General features: G+C 66.0%; 23 protein-coding genes. 3 read left to right on the top strand and 20 right to left on the bottom strand.

Going from position 1 to position 22,212, the window contains the following annotated elements:
- Positions 1-47: 47 nt before the first annotated feature.
- Entirely contained in the window at positions 48-305 is a 258-nt protein-coding gene (locus tag RND64_RS18340; RefSeq protein ID WP_290727404.1) for a glutaredoxin family protein, read from the bottom strand.
- Positions 306-424: 119 nt separating this feature from the next.
- On the opposite strand from RND64_RS18340, the gene RND64_RS18345 reads away from it, so the two are divergent.
- Positions 425-1,660: an HAD family hydrolase gene (locus RND64_RS18345; protein WP_331436247.1), complete on the top strand. Its 1,236-nt coding sequence runs from the start codon at positions 425-427 to the stop codon at positions 1,658-1,660.
- Positions 1,661-2,002: 342 nt separating this feature from the next.
- Here the strand turns inward: RND64_RS18345 and RND64_RS18350 are convergent, their stop codons facing one another.
- The 12 genes from RND64_RS18350 to RND64_RS18405 form a co-directional block, all read right to left on the bottom strand.
- The gene (locus RND64_RS18350; protein ID WP_331436248.1) at positions 2,003-3,166 is read right to left on the bottom strand and encodes a zinc-binding dehydrogenase; all 1,164 of its coding nucleotides are present in this window, start codon (positions 3,164-3,166) and stop codon (positions 2,003-2,005) included.
- A 147-nt stretch (positions 3,167-3,313) separates the two neighbouring features.
- Positions 3,314-3,619, bottom strand: a complete 306-nt coding sequence (locus RND64_RS18355; RefSeq protein WP_331436249.1) for a hypothetical protein — start codon at positions 3,617-3,619, stop codon at positions 3,314-3,316.
- 2 nt (positions 3,620-3,621) lie between these two features.
- Positions 3,622-4,050, bottom strand: a complete 429-nt coding sequence (locus RND64_RS18360; RefSeq protein ID WP_331436250.1) for a DUF6325 family protein — start codon at positions 4,048-4,050, stop codon at positions 3,622-3,624.
- A gap of 33 nt (positions 4,051-4,083) precedes the next feature.
- A complete protein-coding gene (locus RND64_RS18365; protein ID WP_331436251.1) occupies positions 4,084-5,256 on the bottom strand; it encodes a lysophospholipid acyltransferase family protein in 1,173 nt (390 codons plus the stop codon).
- 214 nt (positions 5,257-5,470) lie between these two features.
- Positions 5,471-6,535: an NAD-dependent epimerase/dehydratase family protein gene (locus RND64_RS18370; RefSeq protein WP_049699841.1), complete on the bottom strand. Its 1,065-nt coding sequence runs from the start codon at positions 6,533-6,535 to the stop codon at positions 5,471-5,473.
- A 121-nt stretch (positions 6,536-6,656) separates the two neighbouring features.
- A complete protein-coding gene (locus RND64_RS18375) occupies positions 6,657-6,758 on the bottom strand; it encodes a 30S ribosomal protein bS22 (protein WP_003402602.1) in 102 nt (33 codons plus the stop codon).
- A gap of 241 nt (positions 6,759-6,999) precedes the next feature.
- Positions 7,000-7,230 (bottom strand): helix-turn-helix domain-containing protein, encoded by a 231-nt coding sequence (locus RND64_RS18380; protein WP_005204681.1) that lies wholly within the window; start codon positions 7,228-7,230, stop codon positions 7,000-7,002.
- Between the two features lie 221 nt (positions 7,231-7,451).
- Positions 7,452-8,288 carry a pyrroline-5-carboxylate reductase gene (proC, locus tag RND64_RS18385; RefSeq protein WP_049699842.1) on the bottom strand — a complete coding sequence of 279 codons (837 nt, stop codon included), beginning with the start codon at positions 8,286-8,288 and terminating at the stop codon, positions 7,452-7,454.
- Between the two features lie 67 nt (positions 8,289-8,355).
- Complete coding sequence (locus RND64_RS18390; RefSeq protein WP_064866548.1) at positions 8,356-9,207, bottom strand: thioesterase family protein; 852 nt, start codon at positions 9,205-9,207, stop codon at positions 8,356-8,358.
- The gene (locus RND64_RS18395; protein ID WP_049699844.1) at positions 9,204-10,100 is read right to left on the bottom strand and encodes a sugar phosphate isomerase/epimerase family protein; all 897 of its coding nucleotides are present in this window, start codon (positions 10,098-10,100) and stop codon (positions 9,204-9,206) included. The genes RND64_RS18390 and RND64_RS18395 overlap by 4 nt, the downstream gene beginning before the upstream one ends.
- 7 nt (positions 10,101-10,107) lie before the next feature.
- Positions 10,108-11,772 (bottom strand): hypothetical protein, encoded by a 1,665-nt coding sequence (locus RND64_RS18400; RefSeq protein WP_331436252.1) that lies wholly within the window; start codon positions 11,770-11,772, stop codon positions 10,108-10,110.
- A 27-nt stretch (positions 11,773-11,799) separates the two neighbouring features.
- A complete protein-coding gene (locus RND64_RS18405) occupies positions 11,800-12,816 on the bottom strand; it encodes a Ppx/GppA phosphatase family protein (RefSeq protein WP_049699846.1) in 1,017 nt (338 codons plus the stop codon).
- Between the two features lie 127 nt (positions 12,817-12,943).
- Between RND64_RS18405 and RND64_RS18410 the strand changes: the two genes are divergently transcribed.
- A complete protein-coding gene (locus RND64_RS18410) occupies positions 12,944-13,768 on the top strand; it encodes a hypothetical protein (RefSeq protein WP_416259124.1) in 825 nt (274 codons plus the stop codon).
- Between the two features lie 72 nt (positions 13,769-13,840).
- Positions 13,841-14,953, top strand: a complete 1,113-nt coding sequence (locus RND64_RS18415) for a GGDEF domain-containing protein (RefSeq protein WP_331436253.1) — start codon at positions 13,841-13,843, stop codon at positions 14,951-14,953.
- Here the strand turns inward: RND64_RS18415 and RND64_RS18420 are convergent.
- The 7 genes from RND64_RS18420 to mshA all read right to left on the bottom strand — a co-directional run bounded on the left by RND64_RS18420 (position 14,935) and on the right by mshA (position 22,182).
- Complete coding sequence (locus RND64_RS18420; RefSeq protein WP_049699848.1) at positions 14,935-15,621, bottom strand: response regulator transcription factor; 687 nt, start codon at positions 15,619-15,621, stop codon at positions 14,935-14,937. The genes RND64_RS18415 and RND64_RS18420 overlap by 19 nt on opposite strands.
- Complete coding sequence (locus tag RND64_RS18425; protein WP_331436254.1) at positions 15,618-17,105, bottom strand: sensor histidine kinase; 1,488 nt, start codon at positions 17,103-17,105, stop codon at positions 15,618-15,620. Before RND64_RS18425 ends, RND64_RS18420 begins: the two co-directional genes overlap by 4 nt.
- Positions 17,106-17,214: 109 nt before the next feature.
- Positions 17,215-17,553 carry a GNAT family N-acetyltransferase gene (locus tag RND64_RS18430; protein ID WP_049699850.1) on the bottom strand — a complete coding sequence of 113 codons (339 nt, stop codon included), beginning with the start codon at positions 17,551-17,553 and terminating at the stop codon, positions 17,215-17,217.
- A 54-nt stretch (positions 17,554-17,607) separates the two neighbouring features.
- Positions 17,608-18,354 carry a phosphoglyceromutase gene (locus tag RND64_RS18435; RefSeq protein ID WP_049699851.1) on the bottom strand — a complete coding sequence of 249 codons (747 nt, stop codon included), beginning with the start codon at positions 18,352-18,354 and terminating at the stop codon, positions 17,608-17,610.
- A gap of 136 nt (positions 18,355-18,490) precedes the next feature.
- On the bottom strand, positions 18,491-20,098 hold the full coding sequence (locus tag RND64_RS18440; protein ID WP_270484183.1) for an AMP-binding protein: 1,608 nt from the start codon (positions 20,096-20,098) through the stop codon (positions 18,491-18,493).
- A 95-nt stretch (positions 20,099-20,193) separates the two neighbouring features.
- Positions 20,194-20,802, bottom strand: a complete 609-nt coding sequence (locus RND64_RS18445; RefSeq protein ID WP_049699853.1) for a YbjN domain-containing protein — start codon at positions 20,800-20,802, stop codon at positions 20,194-20,196.
- Between the two features lie 42 nt (positions 20,803-20,844).
- The gene (mshA, locus tag RND64_RS18450) at positions 20,845-22,182 is read right to left on the bottom strand and encodes a D-inositol-3-phosphate glycosyltransferase (RefSeq protein WP_049699854.1); all 1,338 of its coding nucleotides are present in this window, start codon (positions 22,180-22,182) and stop codon (positions 20,845-20,847) included.
- Positions 22,183-22,212 lie beyond the last annotated feature (30 nt).

Genomic DNA, 22,212 nt, shown 5'->3' on the forward strand with positions numbered 1-22,212 from the left:
GAGTTCGGAGAGTTCGCGGGTTCAGGGTTGGACGCGCGCTCGGGCGTTCAGCGCTTGGCGGCGTCGAGGTCGGCGCGCAGCCGTGGCTCGTCGACCTCCCAGTAGCTGTGCTCTTCGCCGTCGAGCAGGACGACGGGCAGACGGTCGCCGTACTCGGCGCGTAGCTCGGCGTCGCCGGAGTTCGCGGCGGCGTCGACGTCGACGATGTCGAACTCGACCGACAGTTCGCCGCAGATCCGATCCAGGTCGGCGCGGGCGGCCTCGCAGGCCGAGCAGCCGTCGCGGGTTAGCAGCGTGATGGACATCGAACGAACTCCTTCGACGTTGGTGCCAGAACAGTCTGACACCATGACTACTCTGTTGGTGAGCAGGCCTGAGCGAGGCGGCATTCGTTGAGTGGTTGTGCATTCGTGAGAGGTGGAGGGTGGGCGTGACCTCTGAGGGCGAGGAGCCGAACGGCGAGGTTCCCGATTCCGGGTCCGAGGTGTCCGACGTCGGCGACACTCCGAACGAGGGCGCCTCAGACGGCGGAACGCCAGGTAGCGACGCCCCGTCGGGCGGCGCGGGCGCGTCCGATTCCGCAGATGCCGAGGCGCGGCCGGTACGCAGTGGCGAGGACTGGGAGTCACACGCCGACGACGTCGACGGTTCCGTCGGCGACGATGACGACGAGATCCATGCCGACGACGAGTTGCAGGACGAGTTCGACGACGAAGAATCCCGCCGGGTCACGACCTGGATCTCCGAGCGGGCCACCGCGGCCACCGGACGGTTCCGGCAGACCGCGCAGGAATTGCGACAGGCCCTCGCCGGCGAGGCGTCGGCGCAGGCGGCCGTCGACTCGCTGCGCGCCCGGCCACCGAGCGAAACCGAACCCGACGTCGACGTCGACCTCACCGCCGCGGCGTTCTTCGACGTCGACAACACGCTGGTGCAGGGAGCGTCGATCGTGCACTTCGCGCGCGGACTCGCTGCGCGAAAGTACTTCTCGTACTCCGACATCTTCGACTTCGCGTGGACGCAGGCGAAGTTCCGCATCACGGGCAAAGAGAACGCCCAAGATGTCGCAGAGGGTCGGGAAAAGGCGTTGTCGTTCATCGCCGGTCGCGAGACAGCCGAGCTCGCCAGACTCGGCGAGGAGATCTACGACGAGTACATCGCCGACAAGATCTGGCCTGGCACAAGGGCTTTGGCTCAGCGCCATCTCGACGCCGGTCAGCAGGTGTGGCTTGTCACCGCGACTCCGGTCGAGCTGGCGCAGACCATCGCTGACCACCTGGGCCTCACCGGCGCACTCGGCACCGTCGCCGAGAGCGTCGACGGCAAGTTCACCGGACGACTCGTCGGCGATATCCTGCACGGCCCGGGTAAGGCACATGCCGTGCGCGCGTTGGCAATTCGCGAAGGACTGAACCTCAAGCGGTGCACCGCGTACTCGGACTCACACAACGACGTCCCGATGTTGTCACTGGTCGGGCGCGCCGTCGCGATCAACCCCGACGCCGACCTGCGCGACGTCGCAAAGGTGCGCGGCTGGGAGATGTACGACTTCCGCACCGCCCGCAAGGCGGCGAAGTACGGGGCGTCGACGGCCCTGGTCGTCGGGGCCGCGGGCGCCGCGAGCGCCGGCGCCGTGAAGTTACTGCGCAACAAGGGCTGACGCCGAGGGGTCGGAGGGTCGTCGGGGTTCAGACTTTGGACGTCGGGCTTCGGCGCGTGCCAGCGGAAAGTAGGGGAAGGATTCTTCCCCTAGAAACCTCCTGCCGGCCGGGGCGTCGAAAGTAGGGGAAGGAATCTTTCCGGCACTTCCTGACCTCTCCCCCGGAAACTTCGCGGGGACGAGAACGAAACCCGAGAAAAAACCTTTCCCCTAGAAACCTCCGCCGGCCCGTGCGCCACAATCCGAGGAAAGACCCCTTCCCCTAGAAACCTCCCGCGGGCTCGACGGCCAAAACTAGCGGAAGAACCCTTCCCCTAGAAACCTCCCGCCGGCCCGCCGACCTCAGAGCGCCGCGACGGGGCTCGACGGGTCGATGAGCACCTTGGCGTGGTGCTCCGCGCCGCCGAGGATCTCGAAAACGTCTGCGACGGCGTCGAATCCGATGATGCCGGTGACCAGCGGTGTCACGTCGACCTTGCCGTCGGCGATGAGGTGCAGCGCGGTGCGGAACTCGGCGGGGTCGTAGTAGATCACGAAGCGCAGGTCGAGCTCTTTGTTGATCGCCATCGCGGGTCGGAAGCGGTCGGACTCCATGCACACGCCGACCACGACGATGCGCGTCCGCAACGGCACGCCCGACACGATGTTCTCGATCATTCCGGGCACGCCGACGCACTCGAAGACGACCGGCCCCTTCGGGGTGGCGCCGACCTTGTCGCCGAGTTCGATTGCCTTCCACCACGGCAGGCCGGGGATGCGGCGCAGGATGTGCATGGCGTCGAACGCGGTGCCGAGCAATTGGCCTGTGCGCGTGAGGTATTTGCCCTTCTTGGCGGCGATGTCCCACGGGGAGTCGACGGTCGGGTCGACGACGATGTCGGCGCCGCAGCGTCGGGCAAGATCTCGACGCCCCGCCGACAGGTCGGAGGCGATGACGGTCTTGACGCCCTTGGCCTTGAGAACCAGGATCACCGACAGCCCGATAGGTCCGCAGCCCACGACGACGGCGACGTCGCGCTTGCTCACGTCACCGCGGTTGACCGCGTGCACGGCCACCGACAGCGGTTCGGTCAGGGCGGCGTGGTCGAGTGGCACGCCGTCGGGCACGGGCATCGTCATGTCCTCGGAGACGACGACGTACTCGGCGTAGGCGCCGGGGGCGTCGGCGCTGAGTCCGACGAGGTGCTCGGTCTCGCCGTGCTTGATGATCGGTAGTGCGGCGACCAGGGTTCCGGGCGCCCACTTCTTGCGGCACTTGGGGCCGTACTCGGCGATCTCGCCGATGAATTCGTGGCCCATCACGACGTGATCTGTCGAGCGCATGAAGCGGTCGTAGCCGACTTCGGCGGTGACGTCGGCGGTGTCGTCACCATGCGTGCGGGCGTGCAGATCAGAGCCGCAGATGCCGGTGCGCCGCACCTTCAACAACACCTGGCCTGGACCTGGCTGCGGCTTCTCGATCTCCTCGACGCTCAGCTTGCCCTCGTGACACACCACTGCCCGCATCGGCTTCCTCTCGTGCGATGTTCCAACACTCGTTGTAACGTTCTACCGCACAATACGCCGACGCTGTGACGCGGCTCCCTGCCCCGGGTCCGGCCAATCAAGAACAAGTCCGGACGGGACAAGCCCGTCGAAGCCGCCAGAGCCTCGTCAGGAGAAGATGCGCGACGAGATCTCGGCGAACTCGGTATCGGTGACGACGCCCGCCGACCGCAGCGACGTGAGCGCGTTCATGAGTTGCGACTTCGGATCTGCGGCAACCGGCTGGGCGGCGGGCGCAGGAACAGGCTGGGCAACCGGCTGTGGGGCAACAGGCTGCGCAACCGGCTGCGGCGCGGCGTGTGCTGCCTGCTGAGATGCGGCCTGAGCGGCCCACCTGTCCTGTTGGCGACGCTGCACCCGGCCGTGCACCGAGCTGGCGACGGCCGCGCGGCCCGCTGTGCGAATCAGGCTCATGATCAGTTCCCTTCGAGAGCGTCAGTGGCGTCGAGAGCGTCGATCAGGTCGTCGACGAGGACCGGCCCCTCGGTGAGCACGGTTCCGCCGTCGGCACCCCATGCGCCGATAACGGGGAGAAACGATAGGTCCTCGTAGACCACGATGGCGGCGACCTCGCCGGCGGCGAGCGATTCCGCGGCAGCAGCGACGTCGTCGTCATCGATCAGGTGCGAATCGGCACCCGAGAACTCATCGAGGCCGACGCTCGCGGCGTCGAGTCGCAGCACCTTGCCGTCGGCGTCGCGGCTGACGAACTCCGTGTCGAGAACGTTGACCCGACCCGCAGCAACCAGGTCGGTCAGCACCGCGAAGCCGGCCGACGGCACAGGCGCCGACGGAAAACTCACGACAATGAAATTGATGGGGCCCAGGTCGGCGTCGAAACTCACGCCCTGAGAGTAGCGCCCACCGCTCGCTGCCACTCAGCCGAAGTACACGCTCCCCCGACGGCTGAGCATGCGGAACAGTGTCTGCTGAATCTCTTCGCGGACGTGGTCGGTGAGGTCGAAGACAACCATGGGGTCGTCGGCGGACGACTCGTCGTAGCCACCAGTCTCGATGGGACGCCCGAAGTGGATGTGCCACTTCGACGGCAGCGGTACCAGACCCAGCGGTCCGAGGAGTGGGAACGTCGGGGTGATGGGCAGGTACGGCAGCCCGAGGATGCGGGCGATCGGCTTGAGGTCGGCGAGCATCGGGTAGATCTCCTCCGACCCGACGATCGACACCGGGATGATCGGGCTGGCGTTGCGCAGCGCCGTCGTCACGAAGCCTCCGCGACCGAATCGCGCGAGCTTGTACCGATCCTTGTAGAGCTTGCCGATCCCCTTGTAGCCCTCGGGCCACACGGCGGTGAGTTCGCCCGCCCGCAGCAGGCGGTCGGCGTCGTTGGTGCATGCGAGGGTCGCGCCGATACGGCGAGCCACCTCACTGACCACTGGTGTGTCAAAAGCCATGTCGGCGGCGAGGATTCGCAGATGCCGACCGGTTGGGTGATTGTCGTGCACGGCGAGGCTGGTCATCAGCGCGTCGATGGGCAATGCACCGGCATGGTTGGCGACGAGCAGAGCGCCACCGGTGAGCGGCAGGTTCTCCACGCCGGTCACCTCGACACGGAACCACTTCTCGTACACCTGGCGGATCGCGGGGAACCAGACCGACTCGGTGAAGTGCGGGTCGAAGCCGAAGTCGTCGATCTCGTAGTCGCCGGTCATCCGCTCACGAATGAAACCCGCTGTGGCAGTGAGTGAATCAGCAACTGCACCACGGATACCACCGAGACTGAACAACGGGCTGCGCGCAGGTCCACGCTGCTCGACGCCGAGGGCGTCGGTCTCGAGCGCGACGTCGTCGTTGATGGGGGTGACCGCAGCGGGCGGACGGCCGAAGCCGTCGGTGTTGGGGTGGCCGATACTCGACGGCGCCGTTGCCTGCTGGCTCGGGTGGCGACCGCGGCCGCCATCGCGCGTGCCTCCCGGCTGATCGCGACGAGACGCTTCGATGCCCGCCCTGGAGTTGCCCACACCGGAGCTTGCGTACAACTGGATCACCTTTGCCGTCCGTGCATCACCAGAAGACGTCACGTGATTCGACAAGGCGTTCCACCCCCAACGGGTATGACGCAGAAGAACGGGAGGGGGGTGCCTGGTGTCGCTGCGTCGACGCACCGGGCCTGACGCCCGAGTTTACGGGTTCGTCCCTGATAGTGCACGTTCCGCCGCCGTATTTGCATTGTCATTGAATGCGTCAAATTGGGGATTCAAATTGACGCCGAAAACAGACAGTCTGTGCGATTTGTGCGCGAATTGTTCAGGCAAGACGATGCGCCGCCGATACGACTTGTCGTTCCGCTTTTCGCCACGTATCCGGCGCGATCACAGGAGTCACACCGCTGCGGTCAACGAAGTCGTCGAGCGTCTCCGACGTCGAGTACCGGGGCGCGAATCCGAGCTCGGTGCGCATCCTCGTTGTGTCGAGAACCCTTCCGTACGTGAGGAATTCGGTCTGCGACGACCGCAGACGAGCTGAGCGAAGATTCTGCATCACCCCGGTGATCGGCGCGAGCAGCCCGCTCACCACGGGCAGTTCCACGTGTCCGACGCGTCGAATGGCCTGCGTCAACGTCACCACTCCGTCGCCTGCGATGTTGAAAGTTCCCGGCCGCCCACGCAGCGTCACGTGTTCCATTGCTGCGAGTGCGTCCTCTTCATGCAGAAATTGCAGACGTGGTTGATAGCCGATGACAGTCGGAACCACCGGGAGCGAAAGATAGGAACTCATCCTCGTGTTGATTCGAGGACCGAGCATCGCCTGCAGTCGCATGGTCGTTACGTCGATGTCCTGGCGTCGTCGCGCGAGTCCGCGCACGTAGCCCTCTACGTCGAGCATGTCGCGTCCGTAGCCGCGTCGGGGTTCACGCTTGGCGGGCGTCTCCTCGGTGAAGTACGCGGGGTCGCGGGGGCTCGCACCGTAGACCATCGCCGTCGAACGCAGGATGAGCCGTTTGACCGAGGGGCTTCGCTGACACGCACCGCACACCTGCATCGCGCCGAGGAGATTGAACTCCTTGATGGCCGCTGAGTGCGGAGCGGTCTCCATGATCGACGTCGCGGCGTGCACAACGGTATCGACCTCGTAGTGCGAGATCGCCTTCGCTATCGCGGGCCTGCGGATGTCGAGGCGAAGGAACTCAGCGCGCCCCATTCGCCGCATCAGGTCCTTGCGGGGCACCCGTGAGTCGACCGCGAGGACCCGCTCGACGTCGGGATTGGCCGCCAGTGCGGCGACGAGGTATCCACCGAGAAAGGTCGACGCCCCGGTGACCAGCACCGTGCGCGGAACCTGTTGGACGTCGGATTGAGAACCATCGGGCATGAACGCAAGGCTAGCCCGACGAAAAAGAACCCGCACTCAGGCGGGTTCTTTGGCGCGCGGTCGAGGTGACCGCGAACGTATCGGTGGAGCGAATCCGCGCCGACTTACGCGGCGCGAACGCTCACTTACCGAGTTTGCGACGCTGCACGCGGGTACGACGCAGAAGCTTGCGGTGCTTCTTCTTCGACATGCGCTTGCGGCGCTTCTTGATCACTGAACCCATCGGGGCACTTCCTTACTCACACGGTCTCACGCGGTTTCACGGCACGCTGTCGTCGACACTCACACTTGGGTGGTGAGGCCTGCCCGCCGGAACCTTGCGGCGAGATCAGCTACGCGATCATCAACACTACCGGTCGAGGTCGCAAAGAGAAAAATCAGGGGACCTCTGGTGAACACCACAACTCCTGCCGACGGCGCGCTGCGCGCGTTCGGCAGGAGTTGCCTCGTAGTTCGCGGTCGGACTAACCGGCGTCGAAGTAGGACGTCTCCAGGTAGTCATGCACAGCCTTGGCGTGCACACGGAAGGAACGACCCACGCGCACGGCGGGGAGTTCCCCACTGTGGACGAGGCGATAAACGGTCATCTTCGAGACGCGCATCAACGATGCGACCTCGGCCACGGTCAAGAACTGCGACCCTGAAGCCGCGTTGCTGACCGCACCTGACCTGTCACCAGGAGTCTCTGCTGCCATGAGTTACTCATACCTCCGGAGCACGCGTCGCGGCCGCCGGCTTCCCCTCCGGCGGACACCAGACACGCACGTGCTTAAAGCAGCTTAGCGTGGCAGATGTGAAAAAAGCGACGTAAGTGGCCTGGATCGGCGGCATTTCTGGCCCTCGACCACAACATGCTGGGGTTTTGGCCGGTAAAAGCCCCAAATATTGGGAGCCGACACCCGGCGTGGTCGGCTGTTCAGCCTCCCAAACCCTCAACGTCGGGTCGACGTCCCGCGCGCGCACTGGCTTGCGCACACGCCTCCGTGGCCCGATACATCGCTGCTCGCGCACCGTTTTCCTCGAGCACGCGGATCGCGGCCGCGGTGGTTCCACCGGGCGATGTCACGGCTGCGCGCAGGTCGACCGGAGAGACCCCGGAGTCGCTCATCAGGATCCCCGACCCGCGGATCGTCTGCACTGCCAGTTCGCTCGCCTGAGCGCGGGTGAGGCCGAGCGCAACGCCTGCGTCGATCATCGATTCGGCGAGGAGGAACACGTAGGCGGGTCCGGAGCCCGAGATCGCGGTGACCGCATCCATCTGCTTCTCCGGGACGACGATGACCTTGCCGACGCTCTCGAGCAGCCCGACGACCGCGGTGAGCTGCTCTGGGTCGACGTGGCGCCCCGGCGCGACCGCCGACATCGCTTCGTTCACGAGCATCGGCGTATTCGGCATGACCCGCACGACCGGCACGCCCGCGGGCAGCGCGTTCTCGTAGCGGGCGATCGGCACTCCCGCCGCGAGGCTGATGGTGACGCGCTCGGATTCGCCGTCGTCGTCGACCCGCGCGAGTTGGCGCAGCACGGCGTCGACGATGTCGGGTTTCACCGCGATGAAGACGTATTGGGAGCCCTCGACCGCGGTGGGGATATCGGTGACCAGTACGCCGTACTCCTCGGAGAGCTCGCGGGCGCGTCCCTCGTTGGGCTCGGCCACGGCCAGGTTCTTGGGCTGGTGACCCGCTGCGATGAGTCCGGCAAGGAGCGCCTCGCCGATCTTGCCGCCGCCGATGACGGCGATCCGTTCACTCACGTCGTGGTGCCTTTCTTCTCAGCCGTGACATCTGTGGTCAGCGGAATTCGGGTCAGCCGGGTTCGTATCAGCTCTGCCGCTGCGGGATCAGCGCGAGCTGACGCGACTGCGCGACCACGGTGCCCGTCGAGTCCACCACGAGGTGGTCCTCTTCGAACATTCCGGGTCCGACCTCGGTACTCGACGCCGCGAACCGCAGCCAACCCGGCGCGGGATGTCGTCGGACATAGGTGGTCAGCTGGACGGTCGGCGCCCACCCGAAGAGCGCGAGGTTCATCACCACCGGCGGCGAGATGTCGCAGACCAGCACGGCGAAATCGACGTCGGGCTCGGCGTTCTTCGGACGCGTCCACCCGCGCACGACCGGCTCACCGGTCTCACCGCGCGCGACGGGGAAGCTCGTCGGATCGAGCACCAGGTCGAGTGCGGCCCCTAGGTGCATGACCTCACCGACCGGCGAGCCGTCGATGGAGATGCCGCCGGGCTGCGGATCGACGGGCAGGTCGTCGAGCACCGACGGCGCCGAGTGATGCGGCGTGCCGCTGTCGGGTCGCGCGAGGGTGACCGACGACGACACCATCAGTCGTCCGTTCTGCGCGAGGTCGACGGTCAGCAGGGTGACGGTGCGACCACGTTTGCGCAGCGTCACCGCCAGGTCGACGTCGGCGGGATCAGGCGCCGCGAGGTAGTCGCTGGCGATGGCGACGGGCACGAGGTCGGCTGCCGACGGCATCGACTCGTCTGACCCGACGAGTTCGTCGTATGCGTGCAGCGCCGCTCGGGCGACCAGCATCTGCATCGTGCCGCCGTGCACCTTGGGTCCGATCGTGAACGTCGGGTCGATACTCGCGCGGTAATTCACATCGCCGGGGCCCTCGGTGGGACGCAGGGTCAACAGCCCAGCGATCTTGTCGCTCATTCGGTTTCGGTCTCCTGGATCGGTGCAGTGCGGACGGGATCGCGTCGAAGGTTGGTTCGCGCGAAGTCGAGGGCGCGCCCGAGGAGGGCTGCGCGTTCGGGTTTGGTGCGTGCCGATCCCGTGCTGACCTCGAGCACAACAGCCCCGGCGAAGTCGCTCGCGGCAAGGCGTCGGCACACCTCGACGCAGGGTTGCGATCCGTCGCCCGGGATCAGATGCTCGTCGGTTGCCGCACCGCTGCCGTCGGCGAGGTGGAGATGGCTCAGCGCCGGCCCCATGCGCTCGAACAGATCGACCGCGTCGACTCCTGCCGTGGCGGTGTGCGAGAGGTCGAGGGTGTAGTGCGCGTACCCGTCGTCGGTCGGGTCGGTGGACTTCCCGAACGCCGACGCCGCGCGACCCGGTCCTCCCCCACGTGCGTTCAACCGCTGCGCCGAGCGCTTACCCGCGCCGAAGAGTCGGTCGGCGCGCATCGGGAACATGTTCTCCACCGCGACGTCGACGCCGCTGTTCTCCTCGAGTTCCGTCACGAGATCGTCGAATGCTGCGGTGTACGCCCGCTGCCAGCGGAAAGGCGGATGTACGACGACGGTCGGCGCTCCGAGATCCTCCGCCGCCGACACTGCCCGCGCCAGCTTGGCCTGCGGATCGCGACCCCATACGCGCTGCGAGATGAGCAGGCACGGCGCGTGGATCGACAGCACCGGAACCTGATATCGCTCGGACAGGTACTCGACGTGAGAGATGTCCTGACTGACGGCCTCACCCCACACCATGAGTTCGACGCCGTCGAAACCCAGCTCGGCCGCGTACGCGAATGCTGCCTCGGTGTTCTGCGGATAGACCGACGCCGTCGACAGCCCGATGGGGATGTCGGCTACAGGAGTGACCATCAGATCCTCACGTTGCGAGCAACACCAACGGGCCGATGGTCACGATCAGTCCGACGCCCAGCGCCAGCAACGTGGTGAACAGGTCGCGGGAGTGCCGCACGGCGTGAGTGAACGAGACGATACCGAAGATCACCAGCACCGCCAATACCAGCGCGAAGTAGACGTTCCAGCGCCAGAGCTCGGTGAATCCCCAGAACAATCCGACACCGACCGCCAGCCCGAGGATCGCCTCGCCGATGACCAACAGCCACGCCTTCGCAGGCGAACGGCCTTCCCCGTCGTCGGAGTTGCCGGGCTGCGCGTCCTTGGACGTTGCCGCCTTCGACGTGAGGGTTTTGGATTTGGGGGCGGCGGACGTCGGGGTAAGGGGCGCCGCTGCGCTGTCCGTTTCCGTCTCGTCTGCCGCGCTCTTGTCCGCTGGGCTGTTGTCGGCTGGGCTCGTGCCGACTGCGGGCGCGAGAGCGGCGGCGCCGACTCCGGTCACGCCTGTCGTCGCGACCTCGGGTGAGTCTGATTCGAGCGCCTCGGCCGCATCTTGATCGGCATGCTCACGGGCGTCGCGCTCGTCGTCATCCTCGCGGACGCTGTCGAATGACGAGTAGCCGTACGCGCGGTCGCCGTCGAACTTGCCTGCGTCGAACTTGCCGTTGTCGTCGTAAGCACTTGCGTCACTGGGTCGTTCGACGTCATTCGCTGTCTCGACGTCGGGAGTCACGTCGCGTGACTCCTCGACGATCCCGATGGCCGTGGTCTCCTCCACGAACGCGGCGCCGGAGGTGTGGCGATCGTCGTCGACGAGTGAGTCGGACTCGACGTCGGTGCGGTCGTCCCGCGCGGCGGCCTTGCGCCCGAACCACCCGCGCTTGCGCTTGGGTTTGTCGCCGGAGCGTCGGGCCGCGCGCTTCTTCGATGACGCACTCTTCTCGTCGTCATCGTCGTATTCGGCGAACGACCGGTATGCGTCGAAGTCGTCGTCGATGACGTCTGCGAACCTGCCGGTGCGCGCAGGCGGCGGCGCATCGAGTTCTACGACGTCGACGTCGTCCGCCTCGACGAGCCGCACGCCATCGGCGGTGTCGTCGTCGCCGACGATTGGGATGATTCCGGTGACAGCGTTCGCGTGCTCGTCGCTTACGCGTTCAGCGTCGGACGTGCTGCGCGATGCCCGCTCGGCGATGGCGGCGGAACTGAAGTCGCGCGTCTGCGGCGGAGCGTCGTAGACACCGCGGTCGAAGCCGGTCGACGCGCCGGCGGGGTCGGCGGAATCCTGGAGCGGTCGGCGGTCGGTCGCACGTCGCGGGACCGGGCTGCTCGACCGCGGGAAATGCGGCGCGGAGTCAGGCGACTCCCAGGCATTCGGCGCGCCGGCCGCCGGGGTATCGGTCTTCGGGGCCTGAGTCTTTGGGGCCTGGGTCCTCGGTGCGCTTGTCTTCGGGGCTTCGCGCTTGGGCCCGTCGGTGATCCGCGGGATCTCGCCGGTGAGCTCAGACACCGAGACGGCTCCGTCGCGCCCAGCGCGGCGCCTGCCACGGCTTTCGGTGAGGCGCTTGGCGCGCTCCTCGTCGGCGATGGCGGCGTCGCGACGTGCGAGCAGTTCCGATACGGAGATGGGCCTCGACTCCGACGCCGAGTCGTCCGATCCGCCCGTGGGTGACCCCGGTTGCTTGGCCATCGAAACTCGCTCTCCTCCTCAGGCCGCCTAGCGCAGGCCCTGGGTTGCCGGTGTCGAACCCGCCGACCCTGTGCGGGTCGCTTCAGTGGGGGTCGTCCCGATCTGTTCTTGGTTGTCCGCCAGCTCGGTGTCGAGACGACGCAGGATCACGCCCTCGCGCAACGCCCACGGACAGATCTCCAGTGTATCGACCGACAGCGCCCGCATCGCCGCCTCCGCGACGAGCGCGCCCGCAACGAGTTGACCAGCACGATCGGCGCTGACGCCCTCGAGTTCTGCGCGGTCGTCGCGGGTCATCCGTGAGATGAAGGCGATCAACTGGCGCAGCCCGCTCGCGGTGAGTTGACGCTTGACCCGCAACCCGGCTCCCGACGGCGCCGCGCCGGTCAGACGCGCGAGCGAGCGGAACGTCTTCGACGTCGCAACCGCGATGTCGGGTTTGCCCGCGGCACGCAGTTCGCGCGCGGGGTCTCTGAGCTCGGCGTCGAGCCAGTCACGCAGCACGCCGATACGTCGACGGTCCGGCGGATCGTCGGGCAGCCACTCGCGGGTCAACCTGCCCGCGCCCAGCGGCAGGCTCAACGCGACGTCGGGTTCCTCGTCGACGCCGTTGGAGATCTCGAGCGATCCACCTCCGATGTCGAGCGCGAGGATGCGCCCGGCGCTCCAGCCGTACCAGCGCCGCACGGCCAGCGAGGTCAGCCGCGCCTCGTCGCGACCGCTCAACACGGTCACTCGGACACCGGTCTTCGCTTCGACGCGGTCGAGCACTTCTTCGGAATTGGTCGCATCGCGCACCGCAGACGTCGCGAACGCCATCGTCTGCTCGCACCCCGACGTGGCGGCGATGTGGGTGAACTCGTCGACCGAGTCGATCAGCGATCGGGCACCGCGCTCGGTGAGCCTGCCCTTCTCGTCGATCTGTTCGGCGAGCCGCAGAACCGACTTGGTTGAGCTCATCGGTGTCGGATGGCCGCCGCGATGGGCATCGACGACGAGCAGGTGGACAGTATTGCTGCCCACGTCGAGCACTCCTAAACGCACGCATACACGGTAGTGCTTCGACGATTCGCCATGTTGCGTGGGTGGCGAAACACACGGGCGCGATCAGACGCCTCGCTGCCGATACGACTACCGTGAACGCGTGCCAAGCCCCACCCCGTCCGCACAGATCTCGCCGGCTCCCGAGGTACCACTCGACTTCGCGCGCGAATGGTATGAGTTCTTCGATCCCGCGGACCCAGAACACCTCATCAACGCCGACCTGACCTGGCTGTTGTCGCACTGGACGTGTGTCTTCGGAACACCGGCGTGCCAGGGGATCATCGACGGCCGACCCGATGACGGCTGCTGCAGCCACGGCGCCTACCTGACCGACAAGGACGACCGGAAGCATCTCGCGAAGAGCGTCGCCATGCTCACTCCCGACGACTGGCAGTTCTACGAGAAGGGATCCGGCAAAGATCCCCTCGGCAAGAAGGGGTATCTCGAAGAGGGAGACCTCGACGACGAGCCCGCACTCAAGACGCGAACTCACAAGGGCGCGTGCATCTTTCTCAATCGTCCCGGTTTCGACCGCGGACCCGGATGTGCACTGCACGCGATGGCGCTGCGCAAGGGCATCGAGCCGTGGAGCGTGAAACCCGATGTGTGCTGGCAACTTCCGATCCGGCGCGAGCAGGACTGGGTGGAGCGCCCCGACGGGACGCAGGTCCTCAAGACCACGATCACCGAGTTCGACCGTCGCGGCTGGGGCGAGGGCGGACACGACCTCAAGTGGTACTGCTCGGGTTCGCCCGACGCCCACGTCGGCGCGACGCAGGTCTTCGAGTCCTACGCCCCGGAACTGACCGAACTCCTCGGCAAACCCGCATACGACGAGTTGGCTCGGGCGTGCCGACGCCGCAACGGCCTCGGGATCGTCGCGGTCCATCCGGCGACAGCCGCGGCGACCACGCGCCGGACGACCGACATCAAGTACGAGGAACTGGGTTAACCGCCGCGTAGTCGCCGCTGATCGGGCACACTACCGAGCATGCGATTTGGGATACCAAATACAGCTCGGCAGTTGCTGAAGGCAGACGAGTACGAGTGGCTGGTGTCCTACCTCGTCGCGCGCGGCCTGCTCCGCTGGAGCAGGTGGCTGGTAGCGATCGACGGCGCCACCATCGGGGTGACTGCGATGCTCGCCGCCCTCGCTCCCCCAGGCGTGCTGTGGCCGTATGGCAACCTCGTGATGGCGGGTCTGGCCGTCGCCGGCATCTGCTGGGCGGCACGGTGGCTTTTCGGGCGCTGGCCGTCGCATCTCGAATCCTTGGTATTGATCGCCGCAGCCGACATCGGTGTCGCGACAGCATGTTTCGCTCATCACAACCTCGTGCTCGGCGTTGCCGCGACACCGCTGTTCGCGGCAACAGGGGCCTACATCGCCTTCTTCCACAGCACCGCAGCCAATATCTGCCATATCGTCTTCGCGGTCACCGTGGTGGTCACTGCCGTGGTCGCAAGCGGTTTTGTTCAAGGCCTGCAATGGCTTCCGGTCGCGATGAGCAAAGGCTTGATCGCCCTGTTGCTGACAGCGCTTGTCCTGCCGTTCCTGCGCATCGCCTACAGCATGTTCCGGTCCAGTGCTGACGCGTCGGCGGTCGACTCGCTGACCGGATTGCTGAACAGGCGCGGCCTTCGACAGGAGGTCGCGAAGGCCGAGATCGAATCACCCGACTCGACCCCGTGGACGGTCGTCGCGGTCGATCTCGACAACTTCAAGGCCGTCAACGACATCTACGGGCACCAGCGAGGCGACGACGTCCTCGTCGCAGTAGCCGATGTTCTCCGACGTTGCCAGCTCCCGGGTGCGCCCACACTGATCGTCAGACTGGGCGGCGACGAATTCGCCATGGTGTTGCGTGCAACGAAGACCGATGCGGAGCGCCTCGCCGCCCGCGTCCTGCAGACAATCAGCCAGGATACCGATCTCGGCGTGTCGGCGAGCGTCGGCGTCGCCACCGGCACCCCGACCAGCGACGTGTTCGAACTGGTCGCGTCGGCGGACACGGCGATGTACACGGCAAAACGATCAGGCGGCGACCAGGTGGCTCAGGCCACGCTCGGGCCGGGTCAGAACTCCAGCAGTCACGACCCGGACAGCCGGGAGTCGAGCAGTCAGGGCTCGAGTTTGTAGCCGAGTCCGCGGACCGTCACGAGGTGCTTCGGGCTGGCCGGGTCGGGCTCGATCTTCGAACGCAGCCGCTTCACGTGGACATCGAGAGTCTTGGTGTCGCCGACATAGTCTGCACCCCACACGCGGTCGATGAGCTGACCGCGGGTGAGCACTCGGCCCGAGTTGCGCAGGAGGTACTCGAGGAGGTCGAACTCCTTGAGCGGCAACGTGATCTGCTGTCCGTTGACGGCGACAATGTGGCGCTCGACGTCCATCCGGACAGGACCTGCCTCCAGAATGCCGATGGCCAGGTCGTCGTCGATTCCGTCGCCACCGCGACGCAGCACGGCACGGATACGGGCGATGAGCTCGCGCGCCGAGTACGGCTTGGTGACGTAGTCGTCGGCACCGAGTTCTAGTCCGACGACCTTGTCGATCTCGCTGTCGCGCGCGGTCACCATGATCACCGGCACGCTCGACCGCGTGCGCAACGACTTGCAGATCTCCGTGCCGGACATGCCGGGCAGCATCAGATCGAGCAGAACGATGTCGGGGCTGACGCGATCGAAGGTGCCGAGTGCCGCAGCGCCGTCGTTGACGACGGTGGCCTCGAATCCCTCCTTGCGCAACAGGAATGCCAGCGGATCGGCCAGCGATTCCTCGTCCTCGACGATCAGAACGTGAGTCACCTGTCGGTTTCCTTCGGTCGTGCGAGTGGCGCAGACGGAACCGTCTCGCCCTGGACCACGGCTACAGCTGCCGTAGGTTCGATTATTTCGGTACCGGCTATTCCGGTGCCGCCCACGTCGGTGTCGTCGTCGCCCCAACCGATCTCGGTGCTCATGTCCTGCGGAATGCACAGGGTGAACGTCGAGCCCGTGCCGGGCTTACTCCAGAGCGAGATGACTCCACCATGATTGGCGGCGACGTGTTTGACGATTGCGAGCCCCAGGCCGGTGCCGCCGGTACTGCGTGACCGCGCCTTGTCGACACGGAAGAAGCGCTCGAAGACTCGTTGCTGATCGGCCGGCGCGATCCCGATGCCCCGATCGGTCACGGCGATCGCCACCATCGGCCGTCCGTCGTGGCGGGTCACCCGCCTGCTCACCGAGACGGTTGTGTGCGGCGGTGAGTAGGAGATGGCATTGACGATCAAATTGTTCAGTGCCGTCAACAACAGCATCCGGTCGCCGCGCACCGTCAGGCCGGCCGGGGCGTCGGCGCGCAGTGAGATCGACGCCGCTTCGGCAGCCACACAGGCTGATTCGATCGCGTCGTCGATCAGTGTGTCGATGTCGACGAGTGAGAAGTCGGCGGTCTCGCCCTCCTGCAGTCGCGATAGTGCGAGCAGTTCGGTGACCATGTTGCCCATGCGCGTGGCCTCGGCGACCACACGATTACCGAAGTGCTGCACCGAATCCGAGTCGTCCGACGACTCCAGCAGCGCCTCTGTGAGCAGGCTGATGGCACCGACGGGCGTCTTCAGTTCGTGCGACACATTGGCGACGAAGTCGCGGCGGGTTGCCTCGACGCGCAGGTGCTCGGTGTCGTCGGCGCCGTAGACAACGGCGTAGCGCTCCTCGCCCTCACGGACCAGCCGCGCAATACAGCTCACGGATTCGACGGTCTTGCCGCGTGCACGTCCCGTCGAGAGAAATCCCAACGCCGACGCGGGGGGTTCGAAATCGAAACGACGCTCGGCCTCGGTGTCGAGAACCTCTTTCGCCGCCTCCCATACCGAATCGTCGAGCAGCCTGTCGCGCACGAGAGCCAATTCGACGGCGCGATGGTTGTAGAGGACGACGTCGCGGAACTGGTCGACGACCGCGACCGCGGTGTCGGAGTTTCGTACGATCAGTCCGAGCAGTCCCGCGGTGGTCATCCGACCGTCCTCGGTGACGCCGTGTACGTCGGTCTCGCGCAGCTCCGCGCTCTCGGGCACCACCCGCGGGCGCTCGGCGAGAGTCAACGAGTAGCTGGGCTGATCGTCGGCGATCTCGGGAACGACGGGGGCCGCAACGTTGATCGCGTGGTTCGGATCGTCGCGGGTGCTGTCGAGCCCGCTGCGTGACATCGCGTCACGACGCCAGAAACGACCGAGCGCGAATCCGACGAGGACGGCTGCCACGAGGACGACGGCAACTGTTACGCCGCCCACGAATACACCGGTCACAACGTCAGCTTACGTCCCACCAAACTGCAGGAACACTCAGTGCGGGACAGTTCGACCGCTGTTCACGCACCGTTCCACCCGCATTACGTGACAGCGAGAACTCCATGATTCAGGAGGTGACCGACGCCACCAGGTCGGCGTACTCGGGGTGCTGGTCGATGTAGTGACGAACGTACGAGCAGACCGGCACAACCTGCTTGCCCTGCGACCGGATGTCGTCGAGGACGGTCCGAACGAGCTGGCCGGCGTACCCGCGTCCCGAGTAGGCGTCGAGGATCACCGTGTGAGTCAGAATCACCTGGTAGGGCTCCGACACGTAGTCCAGGTACCCGACCAGCCGATCGGTGGGTTCGACGTCGCGCGGATCGGACTCGGGATCGGTGAGGATCGCCTCGTACCTCTCCTGCGGTGCCGAGTGGACTATGCGCAGGGTTCCAGAATCGGCCATGCAACCAATGTAACCGCGGTCACAGCAACCCGCCCGTGACAATTGGGTTACGGACTACTTCTTACCCTGCGCCGCGACGGCCGCAGCACCTGCGGCAGCAGCCTCCGGATCGAGGTACGTGCCGCCGGGGTTGAGCGGTTTGAGGTTGTCGTCGAGGTCGTAGCGCAGCGGGTTGCCGGTCGGGATGTTGAGCGCGGCGATGTCGGCGTCTGAGATGCCGTCGAGGTACTTGACCAGCGCGCGAAGCGAGTTGCCGTGCGCGGCGATGAGCACCGTCTTACCCGCCTTGAGATCGGCGGCGATGTCGGATTCGAAGTACGGGATGAGTCGCTCGACCACGTCCTTGAGGCACTCGGTCAGCGGAACCTCGGGGAGGTCGGCGTACCGGGGATCATTCGTCTGGCTGTACTCCGAGTCGGGTTCGATCGGCGGCGGCGGGGTGTCGTAGGAGCGGCGCCACAGCATGAACTGCTCCTCGCCGAACTTCGCGAGGGTGTCGGCCTTGTTGAGACCCTGCAGAGCGCCGTAGTGACGCTCATTGAGACGCCAGTCGCGGACGACCGGAATCCAGATCCGGTCGGCGGCGTCGAGCGCGATGTTCGCGGTGGTGATCGCGCGTCGCAGGAGCGAGGTGTAGAGGACGTCCGGCAACAGATCGTGCTCGACGAGCAGCTCGCCCGCGCGCGTCGCCTCCGCTCGACCCTTGTCGGTCAGCGCGACGTCGACCCAACCGGTGAACTGGTTGGACGCGTTCCATTCGCTCTCGCCGTGCCGCATGAGAATCAGGGTGCCGTTGCTCATAGGGGTCAGTTTTCCATACAGAGGCTTTGCACGGGGGCTTCACCCGAGCCTCCACACGGGGTCGACGGGTCACCGACAAGAGCGGGCCGCCCTCGGAAGTATCCGAAAGCGGCCCGCTGCCTTGCGATCTGGGTGGCTACTTGCGCAGATCCTTGCGCAGGATCTTGCCGGAAGCCGACTTCGGGACGACCTCGATGAACTCGACGGCGCGCACCTTCTTGTGCGGCGCGACCTTCGCGGCGACGAAGTCGATGACCTCGGCTTCGGTCAGCTCCACATCGGACTGCTTGACGACGAAAGCCTTCGGGATCTCCTCGCCGGACTCCTCCTCGATGACACCGATGACTGCCGTGTCGGCGATCTTCGGGTGCGTGAGCAGCAGCGCCTCGAGCTCGGCCGGCGGCACCTGATAGCCCTTGTACTTGATGAGCTCCTTGAGGCGGTCGACGATGTAGACCGACCCGTCGGCGTCGAGCTGGGCCATGTCGCCGGTGTGGAGGAAGCCGTCGGCGTCGATGGTGTCGTTGGTGGCCTGCTCGTTGTTGAGGTATCCGAGCATCACGTTGGGTCCGCGGACCCACAGTTCGCCGGGCTCGGACAAGCCCTCGCTCGGCACCGTGAACTCTTCACCCGTTGCCGGGTCGACGACCTTGTTCTCCGAGTTCGGAATTGGCCAGCCGACGGACGAGAGCGGCGGCTCGTCGAGCCCCAGCACGGCCTGCGAGTCGACTGGGATGAGGTGGCTGACGGGCGAAAGCTCACTCATGCCGTAGCCCTGCAGCATGTGCAGATTCAGTCGCTTGGCGACTGCCTTGCCGAGCTCGTCGTCGAGCGGCGCCGCACCGGAGAGCATCGTGTGCAGCGACGAGAGGTCGTAGTTGTCGATGATCGGATGCTTCGCGAGAGCCACCGCGACCGGCGGCGCGATGAACGCGTAGGTGACCTTGTAATTCTGGATGTTCTCCAAGAATTCGACGAGATCGAACTTGGCCATCACGACGAGGCTCGCGCGGGCGCGCAGTGCGGCATTGAGCAGAACGGTCATGCCGTAGATGTGGAAGAACGGAAGCACCGCGACGATCACATCGTCGCGCGCCATCCCCTGCAGTGGGGCGATCTGCGCGACGTTGGCGACGAGGTTGGTGTGAGAAAGCTTGACGCCCTTGGGGTTTCCGGTGGTACCCGAGCTGTAGGGCAGGACGGCGACGTGCGTCGCCGGGTCGAATGAGACATCCGGCGCCGGCAGATTGGGGCCGAGCAGGTCGGCGGCGTTGGGATGGCTCGACGCCTCGACGCCCTCACCGTCGAGGATGACGACGGCGTCGTCGGCGATGCCGACCTCTTTGGCGGCCTCGAGAGCCTGCGCAGCCATCGGCGAGATGGTGACGAGCATCTTGGCACCGGAGTCGGTGAGCTGCTTGGCGATCTCACGTGCTGTGAACAGCGCGTTGATCGTCGTGGCCGTCGCACCCGCGCGCAGCACTCCGTGGAAGACGGTGGCGAACGCGGGAATGTTCGGCGACAGGATTCCGACGACATCGCCGACGCCGATGCCGCGCGCCGCGAGAGCGCCTGCGGCGGCGTTGATCTGGCCGATCAGTTGGCGGTACGTGGTCTTCGTGTCGGTCTTGGGGTCGACGAGCGCGACGCGGTCTAGATCGTCGTCGGCGATACTGCCGAACAGGTAGTCGTAGACGCTGACATTCGGGATCTCGACGTCGGGGTAGGGACTCTTGACGCTCATGGCACCTCCGTTGGTAAATCAGTCAAATAGGATCTTACCAACGGCTGTTGCCACGATGTGACGGCCCTCTCTGCATCCCGCCTGCTCGCGCACCGTCACTCGTCGAGCTGCGCGCCTCCCGCGGGACCGTCCTGCGCGGCGTCGACCACCGAGGAGGGCTCGTAGCGACCTTCGAGCGGCTCCCCCGGCTCGGGTAGCGATTCCTTGTCGATGAGGTGCTCGAAGGCGAGCAGATTGCGGAGCGACTCTCCACGCGAGACACGCCATGCCCATTCGCGGCGGATCGACGTCGCGAACCCGAGCTCGAGGAGCGTGTTGAAGTCGCCGTCCGCGGCTTCGAGAACCTGTCCGAGCACGCGGTCGATCTCGTCAGATGTCAACGCGTCCACCGAGATCCGACCCACCAGATAGATGTCGCCGATGTTGTCGATGGTGTAGGCGACACCGTAGAGCCGACGATTACGCTTGAGCAGATAGCGGTAGACCGCCTCGTGATTCTCGTCGGCGTGACGACAGACGAACGCCTCGACGCGCACCCCGTATGGACCCGCGGTCAGCAGGACCGTCGTCTTGAGCTTCTTCTCTCCGGGCAGATCGAGGATGACGTGTTCGGACTGTGCTCCGCCGGAGCTCTTTCGGCTGTAGGGGATGTCGCGCTCGGTCAGCGACTTCTCCAACAGTTCGAGATTCTCGATGTGGCTCATCGCTATCACTCCTGACGACGCTGGGTCGGTTGGATGTTCGGATCAGACATTCGCACGATGACGACGCCGCCACCGTCTCGACGCGCGCCGCGCGGCGCCGGTCGGGCTCACCCGTGCGCCAGGCGCCGCGGCAAACGAGGCCATCGCGCGGGAGTAGCTCTCCTGCAACGCATCTGCGGTGTGTTCCCAGGAGAAGTTCTCGGCGTGCGCACGTGCGTGTCGACGCATCGCGGCCAGTTCGTCCGGAGAACCGATCATCTTCTCCAGCGCGTTGGTCCAGTCGCCGATGGCGTGGCCGTTGACCAGGACGCCGCTGCGTCCCGATGAGACCGCGACCGACAGCCCACCGACATCCGCCGCGATCACGGGTGTACCGCAGGCCTGCGCTTCGATCGCGACGAGGCCGAACGACTCCGAATAGCTGGGCACCGCAACCACATCCGACGCCCGATACACCTGCGCGAGCTTCGCGGACGGCTGCGGCGACAGGAAGATCACCTCGTCGGAGATACCCAGTTGCGTGGCGAGATCAACCAGCGCAGAAGGTGTTTCGAGACCAGAACCCGACGGACCGCCGACGATGAGCACCCGCACGGGCCGATCCCCACCCCGCGACCGTTCGATCAGCGGAGCCGCGGCGCGCAGCAAGACGTCGGGAGCCTTCAGCGGCTGGATACGCCCGACGAACGTCAACAGCGTTGCCTCAGAGGGTAATCCGAGTTCGGCGCGCGCCTGCTCCATCGAGCCAGGGGTGTAGCAATCGAGATCGGCTCCCGGCGTGACGATGTCGATTCGCGCCGGATCGGCGTGATACATCGAGACCAGTTCATGCGCCTCGGTCGCGGTGTTCGCGACCAGACGATCAGCCTCGTCGACAACCTGCTGTTCACCGATCACGCGCAGCATCGGTTCCGCGGTGTCGCCCGCGGCAAGTGACGCATTCTTGACAGCGGCAAGGGTGTGCGCGGTGTGCACCAGCGGAACCCCCCAGCGGTCCCGCGCGAGCCAGCCGACCTGCCCCGACAACCAGTAGTGCGAGTGGATCAGGTCGTAGTAGCCGGGGCGCTGCTGCGCCTCTGCCCGCAGCACGCTGGCGGTGAACGCGCACAACTGCGTCGGCAGATCGCGTTTGTCGAGTCCTTCAAATGGTCCCGCGACAACGTTGCGCACCGTGACGCCGGGCGCGGCCTCGACGATGGGCGCATCCGACGACGACGTCGCTCTGGTGAAGATCTCCACCTCGACGCCGCGTCGGGCGAGGCGCTGCGCGGTCTGCCACACGTACACGTTCATGCCGCCGGCGTCGCCCGTACCGGGTTGCGCCAGCGGAGAGGTGTGTACCGAGACGAGCGCGACTCGCCGCGGCCCCCTGAAACTCATTACTCCACTGTAGAGAAGGTCCGACGGTCG

The sequence above is a fragment of the Gordonia sp. w5E2 genome (genome assembly GCF_036540975.1).
GTDB lineage: Bacteria > Actinomycetota > Actinomycetes > Mycobacteriales > Mycobacteriaceae > Gordonia > Gordonia jacobaea.

Bases quoted from the DNA above. Each gene is read 5' to 3' on its own strand.
- RND64_RS18340 (WP_290727404.1), bottom strand. From the start codon at position 305: ATGTCCATCACGCTGCTAACCCGCGACGGCTGCTCGGCCTGCGAGGCC.
- RND64_RS18350 (WP_331436248.1), bottom strand. From the start codon at position 3,166: ATGCGGGCAGTGGTGTGTCACGAGGGCAAGCTGAGCGTCGAGGAGATC.
- RND64_RS18355 (WP_331436249.1), bottom strand. From the start codon at position 3,619: ATGAGCCTGATTCGCACAGCGGGCCGCGCGGCCGTCGCCAGCTCGGTG.
- RND64_RS18370 (WP_049699841.1), bottom strand. From the start codon at position 6,535: ATGCCCGATGGTTCTCAATCCGACGTCCAACAGGTTCCGCGCACGGTG.
- RND64_RS18375 (WP_003402602.1), bottom strand. From the start codon at position 6,758: ATGGGTTCAGTGATCAAGAAGCGCCGCAAGCGCATGTCGAAGAAGAAG.
- RND64_RS18380 (WP_005204681.1), bottom strand. From the start codon at position 7,230: ATGGCAGCAGAGACTCCTGGTGACAGGTCAGGTGCGGTCAGCAACGCG.
- RND64_RS18390 (WP_064866548.1), bottom strand. From the start codon at position 9,207: ATGAGCGACAAGATCGCTGGGCTGTTGACCCTGCGTCCCACCGAGGGC.
- RND64_RS18395 (WP_049699844.1), bottom strand. From the start codon at position 10,100: ATGGTCACTCCTGTAGCCGACATCCCCATCGGGCTGTCGACGGCGTCG.
- RND64_RS18400 (WP_331436252.1), bottom strand. From the start codon at position 11,772: ATGGCCAAGCAACCGGGGTCACCCACGGGCGGATCGGACGACTCGGCG.
- RND64_RS18430 (WP_049699850.1), bottom strand. From the start codon at position 17,553: ATGGCCGATTCTGGAACCCTGCGCATAGTCCACTCGGCACCGCAGGAG.
- RND64_RS18435 (WP_049699851.1), bottom strand. From the start codon at position 18,354: ATGAGCAACGGCACCCTGATTCTCATGCGGCACGGCGAGAGCGAATGG.
- RND64_RS18440 (WP_270484183.1), bottom strand. From the start codon at position 20,098: ATGAGCGTCAAGAGTCCCTACCCCGACGTCGAGATCCCGAATGTCAGC.
- RND64_RS18445 (WP_049699853.1), bottom strand. From the start codon at position 20,802: ATGAGCCACATCGAGAATCTCGAACTGTTGGAGAAGTCGCTGACCGAG.
- mshA (WP_049699854.1), bottom strand. From the start codon at position 22,182: ATGAGTTTCAGGGGGCCGCGGCGAGTCGCGCTCGTCTCGGTACACACC.